The organism is Acuticoccus kandeliae, assembly GCF_003073115.1.
In genome coordinates this window covers 880,304-900,126 of sequence record NZ_QBBV01000001.1, presented here as the reverse complement: position 1 = coordinate 900,126, position 19,823 = coordinate 880,304, and the positions used below count along the sequence as shown (strand labels likewise).

17 protein-coding genes and 1 other RNA gene are annotated in these 19,823 nt (G+C 69.7%); 3 read left to right on the top strand and 15 right to left on the bottom strand.

Translation table 11 applies throughout. The features are described 5' to 3' along the window. Positions 1–46: 46 nt before the first annotated feature. From DBV35_RS04115 to DBV35_RS04045, 15 genes are all read right to left on the bottom strand, one after another. Positions 47–958 carry a D-alanine--D-alanine ligase gene (locus DBV35_RS04115; protein ID WP_108658956.1) on the bottom strand — a complete coding sequence of 304 codons (912 nt, stop codon included), beginning with the start codon at positions 956–958 and terminating at the stop codon, positions 47–49. Beyond that, the gene (murB, locus tag DBV35_RS04110; protein ID WP_108658955.1) at positions 955–1,902 is read right to left on the bottom strand and encodes a UDP-N-acetylmuramate dehydrogenase; all 948 of its coding nucleotides are present in this window, start codon (positions 1,900–1,902) and stop codon (positions 955–957) included. The genes DBV35_RS04115 and murB overlap by 4 nt, the downstream gene beginning before the upstream one ends. After that, positions 1,899–3,305: a UDP-N-acetylmuramate--L-alanine ligase gene (murC, locus tag DBV35_RS04105; RefSeq protein WP_211099931.1), complete on the bottom strand. Its 1,407-nt coding sequence runs from the start codon at positions 3,303–3,305 to the stop codon at positions 1,899–1,901. The genes murB and murC overlap by 4 nt, the downstream gene beginning before the upstream one ends. Further along, positions 3,302–4,387: an undecaprenyldiphospho-muramoylpentapeptide beta-N-acetylglucosaminyltransferase gene (gene murG / locus DBV35_RS04100; protein ID WP_108658954.1), complete on the bottom strand. Its 1,086-nt coding sequence runs from the start codon at positions 4,385–4,387 to the stop codon at positions 3,302–3,304. Before murG ends, murC begins: the two co-directional genes overlap by 4 nt. Next, positions 4,384–5,532 (bottom strand): putative lipid II flippase FtsW, encoded by a 1,149-nt coding sequence (ftsW, locus tag DBV35_RS04095; protein ID WP_108658953.1) that lies wholly within the window; start codon positions 5,530–5,532, stop codon positions 4,384–4,386. Before ftsW ends, murG begins: the two co-directional genes overlap by 4 nt. Next, on the bottom strand, positions 5,532–6,935 hold the full coding sequence (gene murD / locus DBV35_RS04090; protein ID WP_108658952.1) for a UDP-N-acetylmuramoyl-L-alanine--D-glutamate ligase: 1,404 nt from the start codon (positions 6,933–6,935) through the stop codon (positions 5,532–5,534). The genes ftsW and murD overlap by 1 nt, the downstream gene beginning before the upstream one ends. After that, complete coding sequence (gene mraY / locus DBV35_RS04085; RefSeq protein WP_108658951.1) at positions 6,932–8,017, bottom strand: phospho-N-acetylmuramoyl-pentapeptide-transferase; 1,086 nt, start codon at positions 8,015–8,017, stop codon at positions 6,932–6,934. Before mraY ends, murD begins: the two co-directional genes overlap by 4 nt. Continuing rightward, positions 8,010–9,389, bottom strand: a complete 1,380-nt coding sequence (locus tag DBV35_RS04080) for a UDP-N-acetylmuramoyl-tripeptide--D-alanyl-D-alanine ligase (RefSeq protein WP_108658950.1) — start codon at positions 9,387–9,389, stop codon at positions 8,010–8,012. Before DBV35_RS04080 ends, mraY begins: the two co-directional genes overlap by 8 nt. Further along, on the bottom strand, positions 9,389–10,801 hold the full coding sequence (locus DBV35_RS04075; RefSeq protein WP_108658949.1) for a UDP-N-acetylmuramoyl-L-alanyl-D-glutamate--2,6-diaminopimelate ligase: 1,413 nt from the start codon (positions 10,799–10,801) through the stop codon (positions 9,389–9,391). The genes DBV35_RS04080 and DBV35_RS04075 overlap by 1 nt, the downstream gene beginning before the upstream one ends. Before the next feature lie 4 nt (positions 10,802–10,805). Further along, on the bottom strand, positions 10,806–12,482 hold the full coding sequence (locus DBV35_RS04070) for a peptidoglycan D,D-transpeptidase FtsI family protein (protein WP_108658948.1): 1,677 nt from the start codon (positions 12,480–12,482) through the stop codon (positions 10,806–10,808). After that, on the bottom strand, positions 12,479–12,817 hold the full coding sequence (gene ftsL / locus DBV35_RS04065) for a cell division protein FtsL (RefSeq protein ID WP_108658947.1): 339 nt from the start codon (positions 12,815–12,817) through the stop codon (positions 12,479–12,481). Before ftsL ends, DBV35_RS04070 begins: the two co-directional genes overlap by 4 nt. Next, a complete protein-coding gene (gene rsmH, locus DBV35_RS04060; RefSeq protein ID WP_211099930.1) occupies positions 12,811–13,776 on the bottom strand; it encodes a 16S rRNA (cytosine(1402)-N(4))-methyltransferase RsmH in 966 nt (321 codons plus the stop codon). Before rsmH ends, ftsL begins: the two co-directional genes overlap by 7 nt. Before the next feature lie 17 nt (positions 13,777–13,793). Next, entirely contained in the window at positions 13,794–14,099 is a 306-nt protein-coding gene (locus DBV35_RS04055) for a division/cell wall cluster transcriptional repressor MraZ (RefSeq protein WP_425428437.1), read from the bottom strand. Between the two features lie 753 nt (positions 14,100–14,852). Beyond that, positions 14,853–15,233: RNase P RNA component class A (gene rnpB / locus DBV35_RS04050), an RNA gene on the bottom strand. 282 nt (positions 15,234–15,515) lie between these two features. Next, positions 15,516–16,691: a pyridoxal phosphate-dependent aminotransferase gene (locus tag DBV35_RS04045; RefSeq protein ID WP_108658944.1), complete on the bottom strand. Its 1,176-nt coding sequence runs from the start codon at positions 16,689–16,691 to the stop codon at positions 15,516–15,518. A gap of 200 nt (positions 16,692–16,891) precedes the next feature. On the opposite strand from DBV35_RS04045, the gene DBV35_RS04040 reads away from it, so the two are divergent. From DBV35_RS04040 to DBV35_RS04030, 3 genes are all read left to right on the top strand, one after another. After that, positions 16,892–18,025 carry a hypothetical protein gene (locus DBV35_RS04040; RefSeq protein WP_108658943.1) on the top strand — a complete coding sequence of 378 codons (1,134 nt, stop codon included), beginning with the start codon at positions 16,892–16,894 and terminating at the stop codon, positions 18,023–18,025. Positions 18,026–18,136: 111 nt separating this feature from the next. Continuing rightward, positions 18,137–19,072, top strand: coding sequence for a sulfite exporter TauE/SafE family protein (locus DBV35_RS04035; protein ID WP_108658942.1), 936 nt, complete (start codon positions 18,137–18,139; stop codon positions 19,070–19,072). Then, a complete protein-coding gene (locus tag DBV35_RS04030; RefSeq protein ID WP_108658941.1) occupies positions 19,069–19,815 on the top strand; it encodes a TIGR02186 family protein in 747 nt (248 codons plus the stop codon). Before DBV35_RS04035 ends, DBV35_RS04030 begins: the two co-directional genes overlap by 4 nt. Positions 19,816–19,823 lie beyond the last annotated feature (8 nt).

The window sequence follows — 19,823 nt, the reverse complement described above, 5'->3', positions numbered from 1 at the left end:
GGGCCGGAGAATCGCGACTCGAGACCGCGCCTTGCCCGCCCCTGTGTCAGCGCCGGCAACTTGCATCCTCCACGAGCGCACTCACCAGTGCGTCGAAAGTCAAACCGGCATGGGCGGCCATTTCTGGCACCAATGACGTTTCTGTCATTCCCGGCTGAGTATTGACTTCAAGACACACGAGTTCATCTTTCACGGGATCGTAACGAAAGTCTGCTCGCGAAACACCACGACATCCCAGCGCGCGATGAGCGACTAGGGTGAACTTTTGGATATTCTGGTAAATATTTGGTTTAAGGGGTGCCGGGAGGATGTGCTGCGAGCCACCCGGTTTGTACTTCGCGTCGTAGCCGTAAAAAGTCTCTGACACGGGCACGATATTGATCACGCCCCAGGCGGTGTCGCCGAACGCGGCGCACGTCAGCTCCATGCCGTCCACATAGTGCTCGGCCATCACCGTGTCGCCGAACGCCCAGCTGTCCGAGGCGAGCTCGCGCGGCGGGGAATTCGCCCCTTCCCGTACGAAAACCACGCCGAACGAGGAGCCTTCCGACACCGGCTTCACGACGTAGGGCGGCGCCATCACGTGCCGCTCCGCGACCTCGAAGCGGCTGCACGTGACGTGCTCGGCCACCGGCACGCCGGCCCGTTCGAGCACCGCCTTCGCCCGGTCCTTGTTCATCGCGAGCGCGGAGGCGAGGATCCCGGAGTGCGTGTAGGGGATTTCAAGAAACTCCAGGATTCCCTGGACGGAGCCGTCTTCGCCGAAGGGGCCGTGCAGCGCATTGAACGCGACATCGGGTTTCAGCGCCTTCAAGTTTTCCACAAGATCTTTGCCGACATCGATGCGCGTGACCTTGTAACCGGCGCGCTCGAGCCCCTTGGCGCAGGCCTCCCCGGAGCTCAGGCTCACCGGCCGCTCGGCGGACATGCCACCCATCAGCACCGCAACGTGTGTCATTTCCCCTCCATGAAGGCCGGGACCGGGTCGTTCGCGGGAAGACCGATGCGCTTGATCTCCCATTCCAGCGAAATGCCGCTCGTCTGCCGGACGCGTCCGCGCACCGTTTCGCCGAGCCGCTCGAGATCGTCCGCGGTCGCCTCGCCGAGGTTGAGCATGAAGTTGCAGTGGAGCTCGGACATCTGGGCCCCGCCGATGGTGAGCCCACGGCAGCCCGCCGCGTCGATGAGCTGCCACGCCTTCTCGCCCGGCGGGTTCTTGAAGGTCGATCCGCCGGTGCGCGACTTGACCGGCTGCGTCTCCTCGCGCCGCTCGGTGATCTGGTCCATCTCGGCGAGGATCACGTCCCGCTCGCCGGGCTCCCCCTCATAGGTCGCCTCGGTGAAGACGAGGTCGGCCGCCGCCTCGGAGTGGCGGTAGGAGAAGCCGAAATCGGCCGCGGAGAGGACGTGGATCTCCCCCTTCCGGTCGACCGCGCGGGCCGACACGAGGCGGTCCTTCGTCTCGCTGCCATAGGCGCCAGCGTTCATCCGCAGTGCGCCGCCGATCGAGCCCGGAATGCCGCGATAGAAGGCGAGCCCCGCGACCCCCTCGTCGGCCGCCGCGCGCGCCGCCTTCACGTCCGGCAGCGCCGCGCCGAAGGTGACGCGCATCCCCTCCACCTTCGCGTGGCCGAAGCCGCGCGGGGAGAGGCGGATGACCGCGCCCGGCACGCCGCCGTCGCGCACCAGCGTGTTGGAGCCGAGGCCGAGCACCGTGACGGGGATCTCCTCCGGCAGCGCCTTCATGAAGCGCGACAGGTCGTCCTCGTGGCGCGGGGTGAAGAGAAGCTGCGCCGGGCCGCCGACGCGGAACCAGGTGATGTCCGCGAGCACGCGGTTCGGCTCGAGCCGCCCTTCCAGCGCGGCGGAGGCGAAAAGCGGGGTGAGGTCGGCGAAGCTCATCCGGCGAGCTCCCCCGGCAAAGCCGCCGCCCACTGGGTGATCGAGCCCGCGCCGAGGCAGACGACCATGTCGCCGGGCGCCGCGCGCGACTTGATGAGCGGGGCGAGCGCCTCGCGATTTTCGAGCGCGACCGCGTCGCGGTGGCCGCGGCCGGAGAGGCCGGCGACGAGCGAATCCCGGTCGGCGCCCGCGATGGGCGTCTCGCCCGCGGCATAGACGTCCGCCACCACGACGAGGTCGGCGTCGTTGAAGCAGAGGCAGAAATCGTCGAACAGGCTTTTCAGGCGCGAATAGCGGTGCGGCTGGACGACGGCGATGACTTTTCCGCGCGCGGCCTGGCGCGCCGCGGCGAGGACCGCGCGGATCTCCACCGGGTGGTGGCCATAATCGTCGTAGATCGCGACGCCGTTCCAGTCGCCGACATGGGTGAAGCGCCGCTTCACGCCGCGGAAGGCCTCGAAGCCGCGGCGGATCGCATCCCCGTCGATGCCGAGCCGGTCGGCGACGGCAACGGCCGCCGTCGCGTTCGAAACGTTATGGACGCCCGGCATCGGCAGCGACAGGTGCCGGATCGTGCGGTGCTCGCCGGTGACGCGGTCGGCGATCTCCACCGAGAAGGTCGTGCGCGAGCCGTAGGTGACGTCGACGAAGCGCACGTCCGCCTGCGGGTTGGCGCCGTAGGTGATGATGCGGCGGTCCTCGATGCGGCCGACCATCGCCTGCACTTCCGGGTGGTCGAGGCACATCACGGCGAAGCCGTAGAAGGGCACGTTCTCGACGAACTGGCGGAAGGCGGCGCGCACGCCGTCGAACGTGCCGTAGTGGTCGAGGTGCTCGGGGTCGATGTTGGTCACGATCGCGATGTCGGCGGGGAGCTTCACGAACGTCCCGTCGCTCTCGTCCGCCTCGGCGACGAGCCAGTCCCCCTCGCCGAGCCGCGCGTTGGTCCCGTAGGCGTTGATGATGCCGCCATTGATGACGGTCGGGTCGAGCCCGCCGGCTTCCAGGAGGGTCGCGACGAGCGAGGTCGTCGTCGTCTTGCCGTGCGTGCCGCCGACGGCGATCGCCTGCTTGAGGCGCATCAGTTCGGCGAGCATCTCGGCCCGGCGCACCACCGGCAGGAGGCGGGCGCGCGCGGCCATCAGCTCCGGATTGTCCCGCTTCACCGCCGAGGAGACGACGAGGACGGTGGCCCCGGCGATGTTCTCCGCCGCGTGACCGATGAAGACGGAGATCCCCTTCTCGCGCAGGCGCTGCACGTTCGAGTTCTCGGCGATGTCCGAGCCCTGCACGGTGTAGCCGAGATTGTGCAGGACCTCGGCGATGCCCGACATGCCGATGCCGCCGATCCCGACGAAATGCACCGGGCCTATGGCCGTCGTCATTTTGAGAGGGGCGATCATCGGGATACTCCTTGAGGGGACGCAACGCGTTCGCACAGGTCGGCGAGGCGCTCGGCGGCATCGGGCTTGGCCAGCGCACGCGCGGCCTCGGCCGCCTTCGCGAGAGATTCAGGCTCCTTCATGGCGAGCGCGATTTCCTGGGCGAGGCGGTCGGGCGACAAGATGCCCTGGTCGAGCCGCTTCGCCCCGCCGAGCGCGGCGAGCGCGCTCGCATTCGCCGCCTGGTCCTGGTCGATCGCCCCCGGCAGGGGCACGAGCAGCGAGGGGCGGCCGATGATGGAGAGCTCGGCCACCGTCGACGCGCCGGAACGGGCGATCACGAGATGGGCGTTCGCGATCCGCGCCGGCATGTCGGCGAAGAAGGGGGCGAGCTCGGCCTTCACGCCGAGCGCGTCGTAGGCCGCGCGCGTGCGCTCGATGTCTTCCGGCCGGCACTGCTGGACGATGTCGAGCCGGGCGCGGTCGGCCTCGAAGAGCTTCGCGACCGCCGGCGGCAGAAGGTCCGACATCGCCCGCGCGCCCTGGCTCCCACCGAAGACGAGGAGGCGGAAGCGCTCGCCCGCCGGCTCGTAGGGCGACACCGCGGCGCGCACCGCGTCACGCACGGGGATGCCCACGTGCGTCACGGAGAGCGCGCCGGAGAGGCCCTTCACCTCGGGAAAGCTGGTCGCCACGTGCGCGTGGCGGGCAAGGCTCTTGTTCGCCCGGCCGATGACTGCGTTCGCCTCGTGGACGATCGCCGGCACCTTCATGAGGCGCGCGGCCGTCAGCGGCGGCAGTGTCGGGTAGCCGCCGAAGCCGACCGCGACGTCCGGCTTCGTCGCGCGGATCACCTGGAGGGCGCGCATCAGGCCCGCCGCGTTGGCGAAAGCCATCTTGGCGAAGGACACCGGATCGCGCCCGCGCAGCGTGTCGGCGGCGATGAAATGCACCGACTCGGCGGGGAAGTCCGCGACGAGCGTCTTCGCCCGCGCGTCCGTCACCAGGACCACGGCGTGGCCGCGCCGCACGAGCGCGCTCGCCAGCGCCTGTGCGGGAAAGAGATGCCCGCCGGTGCCGCCTGCCGCGAGAAGCGCCCTCATGCAAACGCCTCGCGCGCGCCGCGATATTCGGTGAAGCGCACCGGGCGGGGCCGGCGGCGCGCCAACGCGAGCGCGAGGCCCATGCCCATCGCGACCGCGATCATCGAGGAGCCGCCATAGGAGATGAAGGGAAGCGTCATGCCCTTCGCGGGCATCAGCTGGAGGTTCACCGCCATGTTGATGAAGGCCTGGCCGCCGAAGAGGAGGATGAGCCCGGCGAGCGCGAGGCGCACGAAGGCGTCGGTCTCCTTGAAGGCGTGCATCAGCCCGCGCAGCACGACCACGGCGAACAGCATCACGATGATGCCGCACACGATGATGCCGAACTCCTCGGCCGTCACCGCGAACACGAAGTCGGTGTGGCTGTCCGGCAGGCGGCGCTTCACGATGCCTTCGCCCGGCCCCTCGCCGAACCAGCCGCCGCGCTCGAAGGATTCGATCGAGCGGTTGACCTGGTAGTTCTGCTCGGCCGCCGGATCGAGGAACGAGTTGAAGCGCGCCGTCACGTGCGGGAGGTAGAAATAGGCCGCGATGATGCCGCCGAAGCCCGCGATGCCGAGCGCAAACACCCAGCGCCACTGAAGGCCGGCGAGGAAGATCATCGCGCTCCAGACGATCGCGATCAGCATGGCCTGGCCGAAATCGGGCTGCGCGATCAGCGGCGCGATCACCATCGCGAGGAGGAAGAGGGCGAGAAGCCGGCCCGGCAGGTCCTGCCGGCGCGAGCCCTCCGCGAACAGGAAGGCCGTCAGGATGACGAAGGCCGGCTTGATGAACTCGGCCGGCTGGATCGTGAAGCCGACGACAGAGAGCCAGCGCCGCGAACCCTTCACCTCCGTCCCGACGAAGAGCGTCAGGATGATGCCGACGAGGGAGACGATGAAGACCACGAGCGCGACGCGCCGCACCTGGCGCGGGCTCAGGAAGGACAGCGAGATCAGCGCGATCACCGCCGGGATGAGGAACATCGCGTGGCGCGCGGTGAAATGATAGGTGCCGACGCCGAGCTTCTCGGCGACCGGGGGCGAGGCCGCGAGCGACAACAGAAGGCCAAGCGCCATCAGCGACAGAAGCGCTCCGAGGAGAACCCGGTCGATCGTCCACCACCAGCGGGCGAATGCGCGATCATCGGCGCGGCTGACCATCAGGTGTCACCTCCTCGTTTCAGACGCTGGGCGACGAGATCGCGGAACCGATCCCCCCGATGCTCAAAGGAACGGAACTGGTCGAACGAGGCGCAGGCCGGCGACAGGAGGACGACGCCGCCCTCGGCCGAGGCGCCCGCATCGGCGGCGGCCGCATCGAGCGCCGCCTCCAGCGTGCCGCACTGCGCCGCCTCCACCGTGCCGGCGAGCGTCGCGCCGAAATCGGCGGCGGCCTGGCCGATGAGGTAGGCGCGGTCGACGCGGGGGAAGAGGTCGGCGAGGTCGGTGATCCCGCCCGCCTTGGGGACGCCCCCGGCGATCCAGTAGATGTGGGAGAAGCTCTGCAGCGCCTGGCGCGAGGACTGCGCGTTGGTCGCCTTGGAATCGTTGACGAAGAGCACTTTCCCCTCGCGCCCCACCTCCTCCATCCGGTGCGGCAGGCCGGGGAAGGTCGCGAGCGCGCCGGCGGCCGCCTCGGCGGTGTGGCCGAGCGCCACCGCCATCGCGAGCGCCGCGGCCGCGTTCTGCGCGTTGTGCCGCCCGCGCAGCGAGCCGATGCCGTGCACGGTGCCGACATCGCGCGCCGTGCCGTCCACGATCTCGAACAGCGTCTCGCCGACGGCGGCGACGCCGTTGCCGATCGCCCGCGCGGCCTCGTCGGCCGTCTCGAAGGTCCCGATCCGGCGCACGATCTTTCCGGCGGCTTCCAGCCGGTCCGCCACCGCCCGGCTGTCCGCATCGTCGATGCCGATCACCGCGATGCCGCTCGCCGCGACGAGCCGCTCCTTGATGGCGGCGTAGTTCGCGAACGTGCCGTGCCGGTCGATATGGTCGGGCGACAGGTTGAGGAGCGCGCCGACGTCCGGCGCCAGCGTCGGCGCGAGGTCGATCTGGTAGGACGAGCACTCGACGACGGCGACGCCCGGCACCGGCTCGAGGTCGAGCACGGGACGGCCGATATTGCCGCCGACCTGCGCCGCCTCACCCAGCGTCGCGAGGATGTGGCCGAGGAGCGCGGTCGTCGTCGACTTGCCGTTGGTCCCGGTGATCGCGGCGAGGCGCAGGCCCGGCAGGCGCGCGCGGCGCTCCTCGTCGAAGAGGCCGACATCGCCGACGATCGGCACACCCGCCTCCTGTGCGCGCTTCACGCTCCAGTGCGGCACCGGATGGGTGAGCGGCACGCCGGGCGACAGGACGAGCACCGCGAAGCGGGCGAAATCCCCCTCGCGCAGGTCGCCGGTCGGCAGGCCCGCTGCGGCGGCCGCGGCGACGCTCTCCGCCTTGTCGTCATAGCCGACGATCTCCGCCCCCGCGGCGACGAGCGCGCGCGCGGTCACGAGGCCTGAGCCCGCGAGACCGAAGACGGCCGCCTTCTTGTCGGAGAAGCGCGAGACCTCGATCATCTCAGCTTCAACGTCGACAGGCCGACGAGGGCGAGGATGAAGGCGATGATCCAGAAGCGGATCACGACTTGCGGCTCGGTCCAGCCGAGCTGCTCGAAATGGTGGTGGATCGGCGCCATCTTGAAGACGCGCTTGCCGGTGAGCTTGAACGAGCCGACCTGGATGATCACCGACACGGCCTCGAGCACGAAGAGGCCGCCGATGATCGCGAGCACGATCTCGTGCTTGGTCGCGACCGCGATCGCGCCGAGCATCCCGCCGAGCGAGAGCGAGCCGGTGTCGCCCATGAAGATCGCCGCCGGCGGGGCGTTGAACCAGAGGAAGCCGAGGCCCGCCCCGATCACCGCGCCGCAGATCACCGCGATCTCGCCGGTGCCGGGCACGTTGTGGATCTGCAGATAGTCCGCGAACACCACGTTGCCCGAGAGGTAGGCGATCATTCCGAACGAGCCCGCCGCGATCATCACCGGGACGATCGCGAGCCCGTCCAACCCGTCGGTAAGGTTAACGGCATTGCCAGCGCCGACGATCACGAACATCGCGAAAATCGGGAAGAAGATGCCGAGATTGAACAGGAGGTCCTTGAAGAAGGGGAAGGCGAGCGCGGTCGAGAGCTGGTCGGAATTCAGCTGCATGAAGCCGAGGATCGCGATGATCGCGATGACCGCCTCGATGGCGAGGCGCATCCGGCCGGAGAAGCCGCCATGGGTCGCCCGCTTCACCTTCAGATAGTCGTCATAGAAGCCGATGGCGCCGAAGCCGAGCGTGACGAACAGGATCAGCCACACATAGGCGTTGCCGAGATCGGCCCACAGCAGCGTCGCGATGATGAGCCCGGAGAGGATCATCAGCCCGCCCATCGTCGGCGTGCCGCGCTTGGTGAGGAGGTGGCTCGCCGGCCCATCCTCGCGGATCGGCTGCCCCTTGCCCTGCCGTACGCGCAGCGAGCGGATGATGCGCGGTCCGAACAGGAAGGTGACGAAAAGCGCCGTCATCATCGCCCCGCCGGTGCGGAAGGTGATGTAGCGAAAAACGTTGAGCGGCGGGAAGTCCGGCGAGAAGGAGGACAGGAATTCAAACATCGCGCCGCTCCAAACCGTATGTCTTCTCGAGCGCGTCGACGACCGTGGACAGCCCCATTGCTTTGGAGGCCTTCACGAGAACCGCGTCCCCCGGCTCGATCGGATCGAGGCGGGCGAGGAGGTCTGCTGCAGTATCGGCATGGATGCCGCGCAATTCGAATGGGAGCGCATCGCGAAGGTGCTTCGTCATGGTTCCAACGGTGTGCACGATTCTCGTGTCGGCATCGACGAGCAGCGGCGCCAGTCCACGGTGAAGATCGTCCGAGGTGGGTCCGAGCTCGAGCATGTCGCCGAGGATCGCGATCCGGCGGCGCGCCTCGACCCGGCCGAGCGCGGCGATCGCCGCGGCCATCGCCGCCGGGTTGGCGTTGAAGGCGTCGTCGAGGAGCACCGCCTCGCCGCCGGCCGGCCGCAGCCGCACGCGCCGTCCCCGCCCCTTGGGCGCAGACCATTCGCGCAGCGCCGCCGCTCCGTCGAAGAGATCGCGTCCGGCGACCGAGAGGGCCGCGAGCACCGCGAGCGAGTTGTTCGCGACGTGCGCGCCCGGCGCGAGCTCATAGGCGATTTCGGTGCCGAGCACGTCGGCGATCACGCCCTCCTCATCCGTCTCGACGAGGGAGACGTCCCCTCCCCGCCCGAACGTCAGGATCTCGGCGCCGCACGCGAGCGCCGCCGCGCGCAGCCGCTCCGTGTGCGCATTGTCGGAGGGGATGATCGCGGTCCCGCCCGGAACGAGGCCGGTGAAGATCTCCGCCTTCGCGTCCGCGATCCCCGCGACGCTGTCGAAGAATTCGAGGTGGACCGGCTGTACCGTCGTCACGATCGCGATCGTCGGGCGCACCATCGCCGTCAGCGGCAGGATCTCGCCGGCATGGTTCATGCCGATCTCGAAGATCGCCGAGTCGATGCCGGCGGGCATGCGCGCCAAAGACAGCGGCACGCCCCAATGGTTGTTGTAGGAGGCGGCGGAGGCGTGCACATAGCCGCCCGCGCCGAAGGCGAGGCGCAGCATCTCCTTGGTGCCGGTCTTGCCGACCGAGCCGGTCACCGCCACCACGGGCACGCCCGCCGCGAGCCGCTTGCGCGCCGCGATGCCGATTTCCTCGAGGGCCTTCAAGACGTCCGGCACGCGCAGCGCACGGGGGGCATCCCCCTCGCTGATCACGGCGAGTGAGGCCCCCTTCTCGATCGCCCCCGGCACGAAGCGGTGCCCGTCCATCGAGACGCCCTTGATGGCGAAGAAGGCGTCGCCCTCGGCGAGCGTGCGGGTGTCGATCGACATCCCCGTGATCGGCGTCTCGTCCGCGACGCCGGTCAGGGATCCTTTGGTGATGGCGGCGAGTTCGCCGGCGGTCCAGATGGTCTCTGTCATCACGCCTCCAAAGCCGCGATGACGGCTGAATGATCGCTGAAAGGCAGGACCCGATCGCCGACGATCTGCCCTTCCTCGTGCCCCTTGCCCGCGACGACCAGCGCGTCCCCCTCCTTCAGGAGGCCGATCGCATGGCGGATCGCCTCGCCCCTGTCGCCGATCTCGATGGCGCCTGGCGCGGCGGCGAGGATCGCCTTGCGGATCAGCGCCGGGTCCTCCGAGCGCGGGTTGTCGTCGGTGACGATCACGATGTCGGCGATCTCGGTCGCGGCCGCGCCCATTAGCGGGCGCTTGCCGGGATCGCGATCACCACCGGCCCCGATCACCACGACGAGGCGTCCCTTCACCTGCGGGCGCACCGCGCCGAGCGCCGCCGTCACGGCATCGGGCTTGTGGGCGTAGTCGACGAAGATCGGCGCGCCATTGCGCCGCCCGACGAGTTCGAGCCGGCCCGGCGCGCCGTTCAGCGTGCCGAGCGCCGCGATGGCGTCCGCCGCCTGCACGCCCGCGACGACCGCGAGCCCCGCCGCGACGAGCGCGTTCGCGACCTGGAAGTCGCCGAGGAGCGGCAACAGCACCGTGTGCCGCGCGCCCTCGGCCTCGATCACGAGCCGCGCGCCCTCAGCCACCGCAGTCTCCTCCACGAGGCGGAGCCCGGTCCCATGCCGCCCCACGGTGAACGCGTCTGGCGCGATCGCGAGGACACGCGCGCCGCCCGGCTGGTCGGCATCCACCACCGTGCGCGCCCCGACGGGCTGCAGCACCTCGAAGAGGCGGAGCTTGGCCTGAAGGTAGGCCTCGGGCGTCGGGTGATAGTCGAGATGGTCGCGCCCGATATTGGTGAAGCCGGCGGCCGCGAGGGTCACCCCATCGAGGCGGCGCTGCTCGATCCCGTGGCTCGACGCCTCCATCGCGACGTGGGTGATTCCGGCCTCCGCGAGCCGGGCGAGGCGCTCGTGCAGCGCGACGGGATCGGGCGTCGTGAGCCCACCCTTCTCGGTGACGGCCCCATGGATGCCGAGCGTGCCGATGCTGACGGCCGAATGGCCCGCGGCGGCGAAAATCTGACGGGTGAACTCGGCGACCGACGTCTTCCCGGCCGTCCCCGTCACGGCGACGATCGTCGCGGGCTGCGGCCCGGCGAGGCGTGCGGCCATCAGCGCGAGGCGGCGGCGCGGATCGGGGTCCACGAGCACGACCGGCGCCGCGATCGGCTCGGTTCCGTCGGCGAGGATCGCGGCCGCGCCCTTCGCGAGCGCCTCCGCGACGAACGCCGTCCCGTCGACGCGCGTCCCCTTCAGCGCGGCAAACACCATCCCCGGCCCGACGCGACGGCTGTCCGCCGTGACGCCAGTGATGTCGATGGCCGGATCCGGCACATCGAGATCGGGGACGAGGTCGCCGAGGCGCATCGGATCAGTCCTGGTAGGCGACGGTGATCGCGCGTTCGACGGCTTCGTTGTCGTCGAAGCGGGGCGTCACGTTCAGCATCGGGCCGATGCGGCTGATGATGTTCGCGACGGTCGGCGCGGCGTTGAGGCCGGCGGTGGCGGCGTACTGCCCCTCTTCCGGCTTCGGCTCGTCGAGCACCACGAGGACGATATATTGCGGATCGTCGATCGGGAACGCGGCGAGGAAGGAGTTGAGGCGCTTGTCGCGGGCATAGCCCCCGGCCGTCGCCTTCTCGGCGGTGCCGGTCTTGCCGCCCACATTGAAGCCCGGCACGCGTGCCCGGCGGCCCGACCCCTCGCGCCCGTTCAGCTCGAACAAGCGGCGCATCTGGGCCGACGCCTCGGCGCTGATCACGCGCCGCCCGATCGTCATCATCTCGGACTCGGAGCGCGGGTAGAAGGTCGGCGGGGCGTAGATGCCGCCATTCACCATCGCCGCGGCCGCCGCCGCCGCGTGCATCGGCGTCACGGCGAGGCCGTGGCCGAACGACACCGTCGCCGCCGTGACGTCCGGCCAGCGCGAGGGCACCAGCGGGCGCGCCGCCTCCGGCAGCTCCGTCTCCAGCCGGTCGAACATGCCGAACGACTTCAGATACGCCTTCTGCCGCTCCGCCCCGACCATCAGCGCGATCTTCGCCGTGCCGATATTGGAGGAATATTTGAAGACCTCCGGCACCGTCAGCCAGCGGTGCTGGCCGTGGAAGTCGCTGATGGTGAAGCGGCCGAGCTTCAGCGGATAGCGCGCGTCCACCGAGGTGTTGAGCGTCACCGCGCCGGCATCGAGCGCCATCGCCATCGTGAAGGTCTTGAACACCGAGCCGAGCTCGAAGACGCCCGCGAGGGCGCGGTTCATGCGTGGCTTCTCCAGCGCCTCGGCCGGGTTGTTGGGGTCATAGTCCGGCAGCGAGCTCATGGCGACGACCTCGAGCGTGCGCGCGTCGAGCACGATGCCGACGGACGCGATCGCCCGGTAGCGCTCCATCGCGCGGGTCAGCTCGTCGCGAACCGCGTGCTGGGCGCGCAGGTCCACGGTGATGCGCACCGGCGCGAGCGAGCGGCCCTTGCGCGCGAGGCCCACGGCCTGGAGCGCGTCGAGCCCCTCCCCGTCGATCGCCTTCTCGAGCCCGGCGATGCCGGCATTGTCGATGTTCACGTGGCCGACGATGTGGCCGACCGAGGGGCCGCCCGGATAGAAGCGGCGCGTCTCGGTGAGGAAGCCGATCCCCGGCAGGCCGAGATTGTGGATCTCCTCGCGCTTCTTGGAGCTCACCTCGCGCTTCAGCCAGATGAAGCCGCGATCGGTGGAGAGCTGCTCGCGCAGCTGCCGCGCGTCGATCTCCGGCAGGACGCCCGACAGCTTCTCGACCGCCTCGTCGACGTCCATGATGTTGCGCGGCTCGGCGAAGAGGGAGGCCGTCGCGAGATCGGTGGCGAGCACCTCGCCATTGCGGTCGACGATGTCGGGCCGCGCGGCCTGGACCTCGTCCTGCGGGGTGAGGCTCAGCCCGTCCTGCGCGGCCGCCGGCACCATGCCGAGAGTGACGAGGCGGGCCCCGATGACGCCATAGATCGCGACGCAGGCGAGAATGACGAGGGCGATGCGACCGCGCGCGCCCTGGTCGTCACGCTGGTTCCGCCTCATCGGGCCTTCTCCTTCTCTTCTTCCTTCTGGCGCCGGGCCGCGGACGCGACCTCGACGACGGTGGCGATCTGCTCGGCCGTGATCGGCTCAAGACGCAGGACGTCGTTGTGTCGATCGACCAGCACCTGCAATCGGGCCGGATGATCGAGCTCACTCCACTCCGCATGAAGCTCGCTGATTCTTTGGCGCTCTGCCGAAATCTTTCGGTAAAGTTCACCGATTGCTTTGGCGTCGCGTTCAGCATCCTTTTTCATCATGAAAACGGACACCGCACTCGACGTCGCGGCGAGCACCGTGATCGCGAGGATGGCGAATCGCGCCGGATGCTTCACCATGAGACCCCCCTGAGGCGGACGTGCGGGACGAGATCGTCGAGATCGAAGGCGAAGGCCGGCGCGTAGGTCCGGCGCGCGGCGCGCAGCTTGGCGGAGCGGGCGCGCGGATTTTCGCGCGTCTCCGCCTCGCCCGGCCCGACGGGCTTGCGTTCGATGAGAGTAAAGCTCGGCACGCGACCGGCCTGCGGCGGCAGGTGGCGCGAGCCGCCCCCCTCGCTGGCGCGCTCGGACAGGAAGCGCTTCACGATACGATCCTCGAGACTGTGAAAGGCGACGACGACGAGGCGGCCGCCCTCGCGCAGGATCCGCTCTGCGGCGGCGAGCGCCCGGCCGAGCTCGCCGAGCTCGTCGTTCACCGCGATCCGCAGCGCCTGGAAGGTCCGCGTCGCGGGGTGGATGCCGTCCTTCGAGGCGCGCACGACGCGCTCGCACAGGAGCGCGAGCTCGCGCGTGCGGGTGATCGGCCGCGCCTCGACGATGGCGCGCGCCACCGCACCCGCCCGGCGCTCCTCGCCGAAGGTGCGCAGGAGATGGGCAAGGTCGCTGACATCGGCACGATTGCAGATGTCGGCCGCCGTCGGCCCATCCCCGCCCATGCGCATGTCGAGCGGCCCGTCGGCGCGGAAGGAGAAGCCGCGCTCGGACTGGTCGAGCTGGTAGCTCGACACGCCGACATCGAGGACGACGCCGTCGACCCGCTCGAAGCCCGCCTCCGCGGCGTGCCGGTCGAGGGCGCCGAAGGTGCCGTCCACCATGACGAGATTGGGCGCCGTCCCGGCGAGCGCGCGGCCGCGCGCCACCGCCGTCGGGTCGCGGTCGATCGCAACGACGGTCGCGCCCGTTTCGAGAATGGCGCGCGTGTAGCCGCCGCCGCCGAACGTGCCGTCGATGATGATCTCGCCGGGCTTCGGCGCAAGCCGCGCCATCACCTCGGCCAGCATCACCGGTGCGTGCCCCATGGGGGCGGCGCCCGCCATCATTCGGCCGCCCCCGCGCCGGCGCCGACATTGGCGCCGAGGACGCCGAAGGCCCGCTTCATCGCCTCGGCGCGGTGCGCCTTGAAGCGGTCGGGCTCCCAGATCTGAAATTTGTAGCCGAGGCCCACGAAGGTCACCGCGCCGGTGATCCCGGTGTGCTCGCGCAGCCCCTCGGTCAGCATCACGCGCCCCTCGCCGTCGAGCTTCAGCACCTCGGAGATGCCGTAGAGGGCGGTGGAGATCATGTCGTGGTCGGGCGTCAGGGTGTCGATGCCGCCGAGCCGCGCCGAGATTTCCTGCAGCAAATGATTGCCCCCCGCATCCACAGTGGCGGCGTGCGGAGAGGGAAAGCAGTAGAGCCCCTCGAATCCGTCACGGACCAGCACCGAGCGAAAGGGCGCAGGTATCGAGACGCGCCCCTTGGCGTCGAGTTTGTTCGTGTAATGCGAGACGAACCCGTGCACCGCCAGCCCCCGCGCTGATGGTGCGTCACCACCTCGCCGTCAGGTCCCGCACCGCTCGTTTACGGGATGATTTGGGATACCATGGGCGAGTATGGGCGTCAACGAACTGTCTACCTTAATGAGGCGTTGAATCCCCTTTTGGGCGAGCTTCCCACAGCCGATCTTTCGCAGATCTCAACAGGCCGCGGCGACGCGTCAAAACGCACCGCCTCGCCGCCATTTCCCGCCCGTTCCTCTGGAGAGTCGGGCCCGGTCGTTCCTCCGGAGCCGTCATGCGAACGCCACGGCGCGGCGGCTGGGGCGGGTCACCCGAAGGGCCGGAACGCCAGTGGAGGACGGCGCAGCCGTTGACGCGCCCCACCCGCCGCGCCAGCCTCGCCGCATGATGATTCCGGGGCCCTGAGCACCAATTCGGGCGATCGGCAGGCTCGGGGGCGGAGCGACCCACGCCATCCCAGCCCGGCGACCCACGCCATCCCAGCCCGGACCAGCCGGGCGACCCACGGCATCCCAGAAGGGACCAGCCGGGCGAACCATGCCGCCCCATGACGCCCCGGCTTGACGCGGGGCGGGCGGCGGAGGGGGAAAGAGGGAATTGCCAGCCGGTCTATAAGCCGGGTTCTGTATGGCGGGGTTGCCCCCGCGTGACGACCATTCATCTGGGACGTCCGTCACCGAACGCCTCACGCGACCTACCCGGGTGGCGTCGCGGCCGGAAACGGGCCACCACCCCTATGCGGTCTTGCTCCCGGCGGGGTTTGCCGTGCCGGTCCCGTTGCCGGTCCCGCGGTGGGCTCTTACCCCACCGTTTCACCCTTACCGGCCGACCGAAGCCGAACGGCGGTTTGTTTTCTGTGGCACTGTCCCTGGGGTCGCCCCCGCCGGGCGTTACCCGGCGCCGTGTTTCCGTGGAGCCCGGACTTTCCTCTCCGGCGGCCTTTCGGCCCTTGCAGGAGCGGCCGTCCGACCGGCTGGCAGGCGGTACATGACGTGCCGCACGAAGAAACGCAAACCCTCAGAACCGCCCGAATCGAAAAAACGGTGACCGGAAATGAAAAAGGGGCCCGACGCAACCGCCAGACCCCAGTTGAGGGAGGAGCAAGCTGATATTCGCACGATTCCGTTTCTGAGGGGATAACCCGATCGGAACAATCCGACTGTGCGACAAGTTTCACACAAGCTTCATGCAACTTCCGGGCCAGCCTCGGGATTTCCGTCCACAGCTCGCCCCGGACCGCGGTCAGGTCCGGGCCATGCTCAGCGCGGGTCCGCCTCCAGGAAGCGCGCGATTCGCTGCATCGCCGGCATCAGCGTCTCCTCGCTGCGCGCGAAGCAGACCCGCACGAACCCCTCGCCGATCGCCCCGAATGCCGTGCCCGGCGCGGTGCCGACCCTCGCCTCGTCGATGATGCGGAAGGCCGCCTCGCGCGAGGAGCCGAGCCCGTCCACCTTGAAAAAGGCATAGAACGCGCCGGCCGGCGGCACGTAGGTGACGCGGTTGTTGCCGGCGAAGGCGGCGGACACGATCTCGCGCCCGCGCCGCGCCCGCTCGATGTTGCGCTTCACGAACGGCTCGCCCTCGGTGATCGCGACCACCCCTGCCCGCTGCGTGGGCACGGCGACGCCCGATGTCGAATATTGGATCATGCTCTCCAGCGTCTGGAGGAGCGCGGTGGGGGCGTGGATCCACCCGATGCGCCACCCTGTCATCCCCCAATTCTTGGAGAAGGTGTTGACGTAGAGGATCGGATCGTCGGGCTCGGCGATGTCGAGGAACGAGGGCGCGCGCGCCGCACCGGTCCAGATGAAGCGGGCATAAATCTCGTCCGCGATGATCCAGAGGCCGCGCGCGCGGGCGAGCGCCAGGATCTCGCCCAGCGTCTCGATATCGGCCGTCCACCCGGTCGGGTTCGCCGGCGAGTTGACGAAGATCGCGCGGGTCCGCGGCGTGATCGCCGCCGCGAGGTCCTCCACGTGCAGCGTCCAGGCGCCCGCCGACTCGCGCATCGGCACCGGGACGGGCTTGCCGCCGCGGATCACCGCCGCGCCGCCGAAATTCGGCCAGGCCGGCGTCGGGATCAGCACCTCGTCCCCCTCGGCGACGACGAGGCCGAGCGCGATCTGGATCGCCTGCATCCCCGAGCCCGTGACGAAGAAGGTGTCGGGATCGAACGGGCGGCCATACTGGGCCTCATAGTAGCCCGCGAGCGCCTCGCGCAGCTCCGGAATGCCGCGTTCGTGGGTGTAGAAGGTCTCGCCGTCATAGAGCGAGCGGGCGGCCGCCTCGCAGATGATGCGCGGCGTCGGAAGGTCGCCCTCCCCGGCCCAGAGCGGGGTCAGCCCCTCACGACCCCGGCCATAGCGCACCGCGTCGATGATCCCGCTCGGCGGCGCCTCGCGCGCCCCACGCTGCAATCCCGCGAGAAGATCCATGCCCGTTCCTTCGTCTGGTTGTGGAGAGCGCCTTGGCATGGCCCCGAGCGAGCGTCAAACGCGTTCGGCGCGCGGCTGACGCGCGCGCCGGCTGCCGCAAGGCTGGAACGCAAGGCGGGGCTGTGAGATAGGAAAAGGTGCAACCCTTCCTGTCCCTCACGGGTTCGGTAAGGCGACCGCAGCCAAGGCACCGTCGAGCGATGCGCATTCTGACCGCCGCGACCGTCCTGTCGATCGGAACCGTCTCGTTCCTGGCGCTCGCCGTGCCGCGCCTTGCGACCACCGGATATGACGAGGCCGAGGTCCGCCGCGCCCTCCAGGCCGCCACCCCCGGCGACACGCTCGACACGCGCGTGAAGACCGCGCTCGACGAGGGGGACGTCGACGGCGCCCTCCAATATGAGGCGCTCGCGAACGAGCTTGGCAAGCCGATCGCGGCCGAGACCGCGACCGCCCTCGTCGAGGCGCAGGGCACCCTCGCCACCATCGTGCGCCACGCCGGAGACTTCGCCGGCGCGTACGTGACCGGCCGGGCCGATTCGGCCGCCGGCCTCGCAGGCGCCGTCGTCTCCGACCTCACCGTCGTCGGCGACGTGCGCGACATCATCTCCGAAGGAGGGAAGGCCGCCGTCGGCGAGGATTATTCGGAATTCCTCCTCACGCTCGCGGCGGTCGGCCTCGCGGCCGAGGGCATCACCATCGCGACCGGCGGCTCCTCGCTCGTCTTCAAGGCGGCGGTCTCGGTGCTGAAGGTCGCCAAGCGGACCGGCAACCTCACCCTCGCCTTCTCGCAGCGCCTCGTCCGCCTCGCCCGTGCGGCGGCGAAGACCGCGCCGGGCCCCGCGACCGCGGCGGTGCGCGGCGGCGACGACGCCGCGCTCGGCCTCACCCGCGCCGCCGCCCGCGCCGAGCTCGGCTCGATCATGAGCTCGGTGAACACGATCGCCGGCAACGCCGGCGCGGCCGACGCGGTCAAGCTCATGCGCACGGTCCGCACCGCGGAGGACGCGTCGGAGCTTGCCACCATGTCCTCCCGCTTCGGCCGGCGCACCCGCGCCGTCGTGGAACTCACCGGCAAGACCACGATGCGCGGCTTCCGCGCGGCGCTGCGCGGGATGCGCCTCCTCGTCGCCTTCCTGTGGAGCCTCGCGGCCTGGATCGCCGGGCTCGTCGCGCTGCGCATGACGAAGGGCGTCCTGAGGCTCAACTACCGCCTCGTGAAAGGCGCGTTCGGGCTCCTCTTCTTCCCCGCGGTCCGCGCCCGCCCGCGCCCGGTGGCCCGGCGGTCCCACCGCCACCGCCACGTCAGCCGCGCGGAGCCGAGGCTGACGTGAACGGTCCCACCGCATCTGCAATGAATTTGCTGCGCCGCTTGCACGAAATCGCAAGGAAATCGACGCTGATAGACAGGCACGACGGCTGACGAGGACGGGCAAGGCGGACGCATGACCATCTATCTCCCCATCGCCGAAATGCCGGTGAGCATTCTCATGGTCCTGGCGATGGGCGGCGCCGTCGGTCTCATCAGCGGCCTCTTCGGGGTGGGCGGCGGCTTCCTCATGACGCCGCTCCTCATCTTCTCCGGCATCCCGCCTGCCGTCGCCGTCGCCTCGGTCACGCCCCAGATCGTGGCAAGCTCCACCTCCGGCGCGCTCAGCTACTGGCGGCGCAAGCAGGTCGACTTCAAGCTCGCCCTCTGCCTCATCGGGTCCGGCGCGCTCGGCGCCCTCCTCGGCGCGGAGCTTTTCGCGCGTCTCGGCAGCACCGGCCAGCTCACCCTCGTGATCGCCCTCTCCTACACCGCCTTCCTCGCCACGATCGGCGGGCTGATGCTGAACGAGTCGATCCGCGCGATGATCCGCAACCGCGCCGCCCGCAAGCGCGGCGAGACGGTCTATGCCGGCCGCCGCGCCGGGATGCACGGCTGGATCCACCGCCTGCCGCTCAAGGTGCGCTTCCGCCGCTCGCGCCTCTATATCTCGATCCTGCCGGTCTTCGGGCTCGGCCTCACGATCTCCTTCCTCGGCACCCTCCTCGGCATCGGCGGCGGCTTCATCATGGTCCCCGCGCTCATCTATCTCCTGAAGGTGCCGACCTCGGTGGTCGTCGGCACCTCGCTCGTCCAGATCATCGGCGTGATGGGCATCGCGACGGTCATGCACTCGGTCGCCTCGCAGACCGTCGACGTGATCCTCGCCTTCATCCTGATGATCGGCGGCGTCTTCGGCGCACAGGTCGGCGCCTCGATGGGACAGGCGCTGCGCGGCGAGCACCTGCGCGCCCTCCTCGGCATCCTCGTCCTCGCGGTCGGGCTGCGCTTCGCCTTCAACCTCGTCGTCCCGCCGGAGGACCTCTTCTCCTTCACGGTGCTGAACCCGTGATCCGGGCGGCCGCGAGCCTCCTCGTCGCGCTCCTTCTCCTCGCCTCCCCCGCACGGGCCGAACGGCTCGTCGTCGACGTGTCGACCAACATCATCGCCATCGCCTCGAATTTCGCGGGCGCCAACGTCTCCCTGTTCGGCGTGATCGAGCGCGACGCGCAGACCGTGTCGCGGGCGAGCAAATATCAGGTGGTCGTCGTGGTGGAGGGCCCGCCGCACGACGTGCTCGTCCAGCGCCTGGAGCGACGCTTCGGGATCTGGATGGCGGGCAAGGGCATCCGCTTCCGCGAGATGCCGTCCTTCTACGCCGTGCTCGCCTCGGAGAATTCGCGCGCGCTGATCGAGGAGGAGGACGGGGCCGCGCGCGAGCTTGCCCTTGCCCGGATCGGCTTCGGCAACGGCCTCCACGAGGAGCACCGCGCCGCCCTCGCCCTCGATCGCAGCGACGACGCGCTCTATGTCGAGGATCTCGACGCGGTGAAGATGCTGACGCCGACCTTCTTCCGCACCCTCATCTCGCTGCCGAGCGTCGTCGACGACGGCACCTACAAGGTGACGGTCTACCTCTTCGCCGACGGGGTGGTGCTCGACACGGAGGAATTGTCCTTTTTCATCGCCAAGACGGGCTACGAGCAGAGCCTCTTCGACCTGTCGCGCCACCAGCCGCTCGTCTACGGCCTCGCCGCGGTCACGCTCGCGCTCGTGACCGGCTATGTCGGCGGGGTGGTGTTCCGGCGCAACTGAGCGGCGCC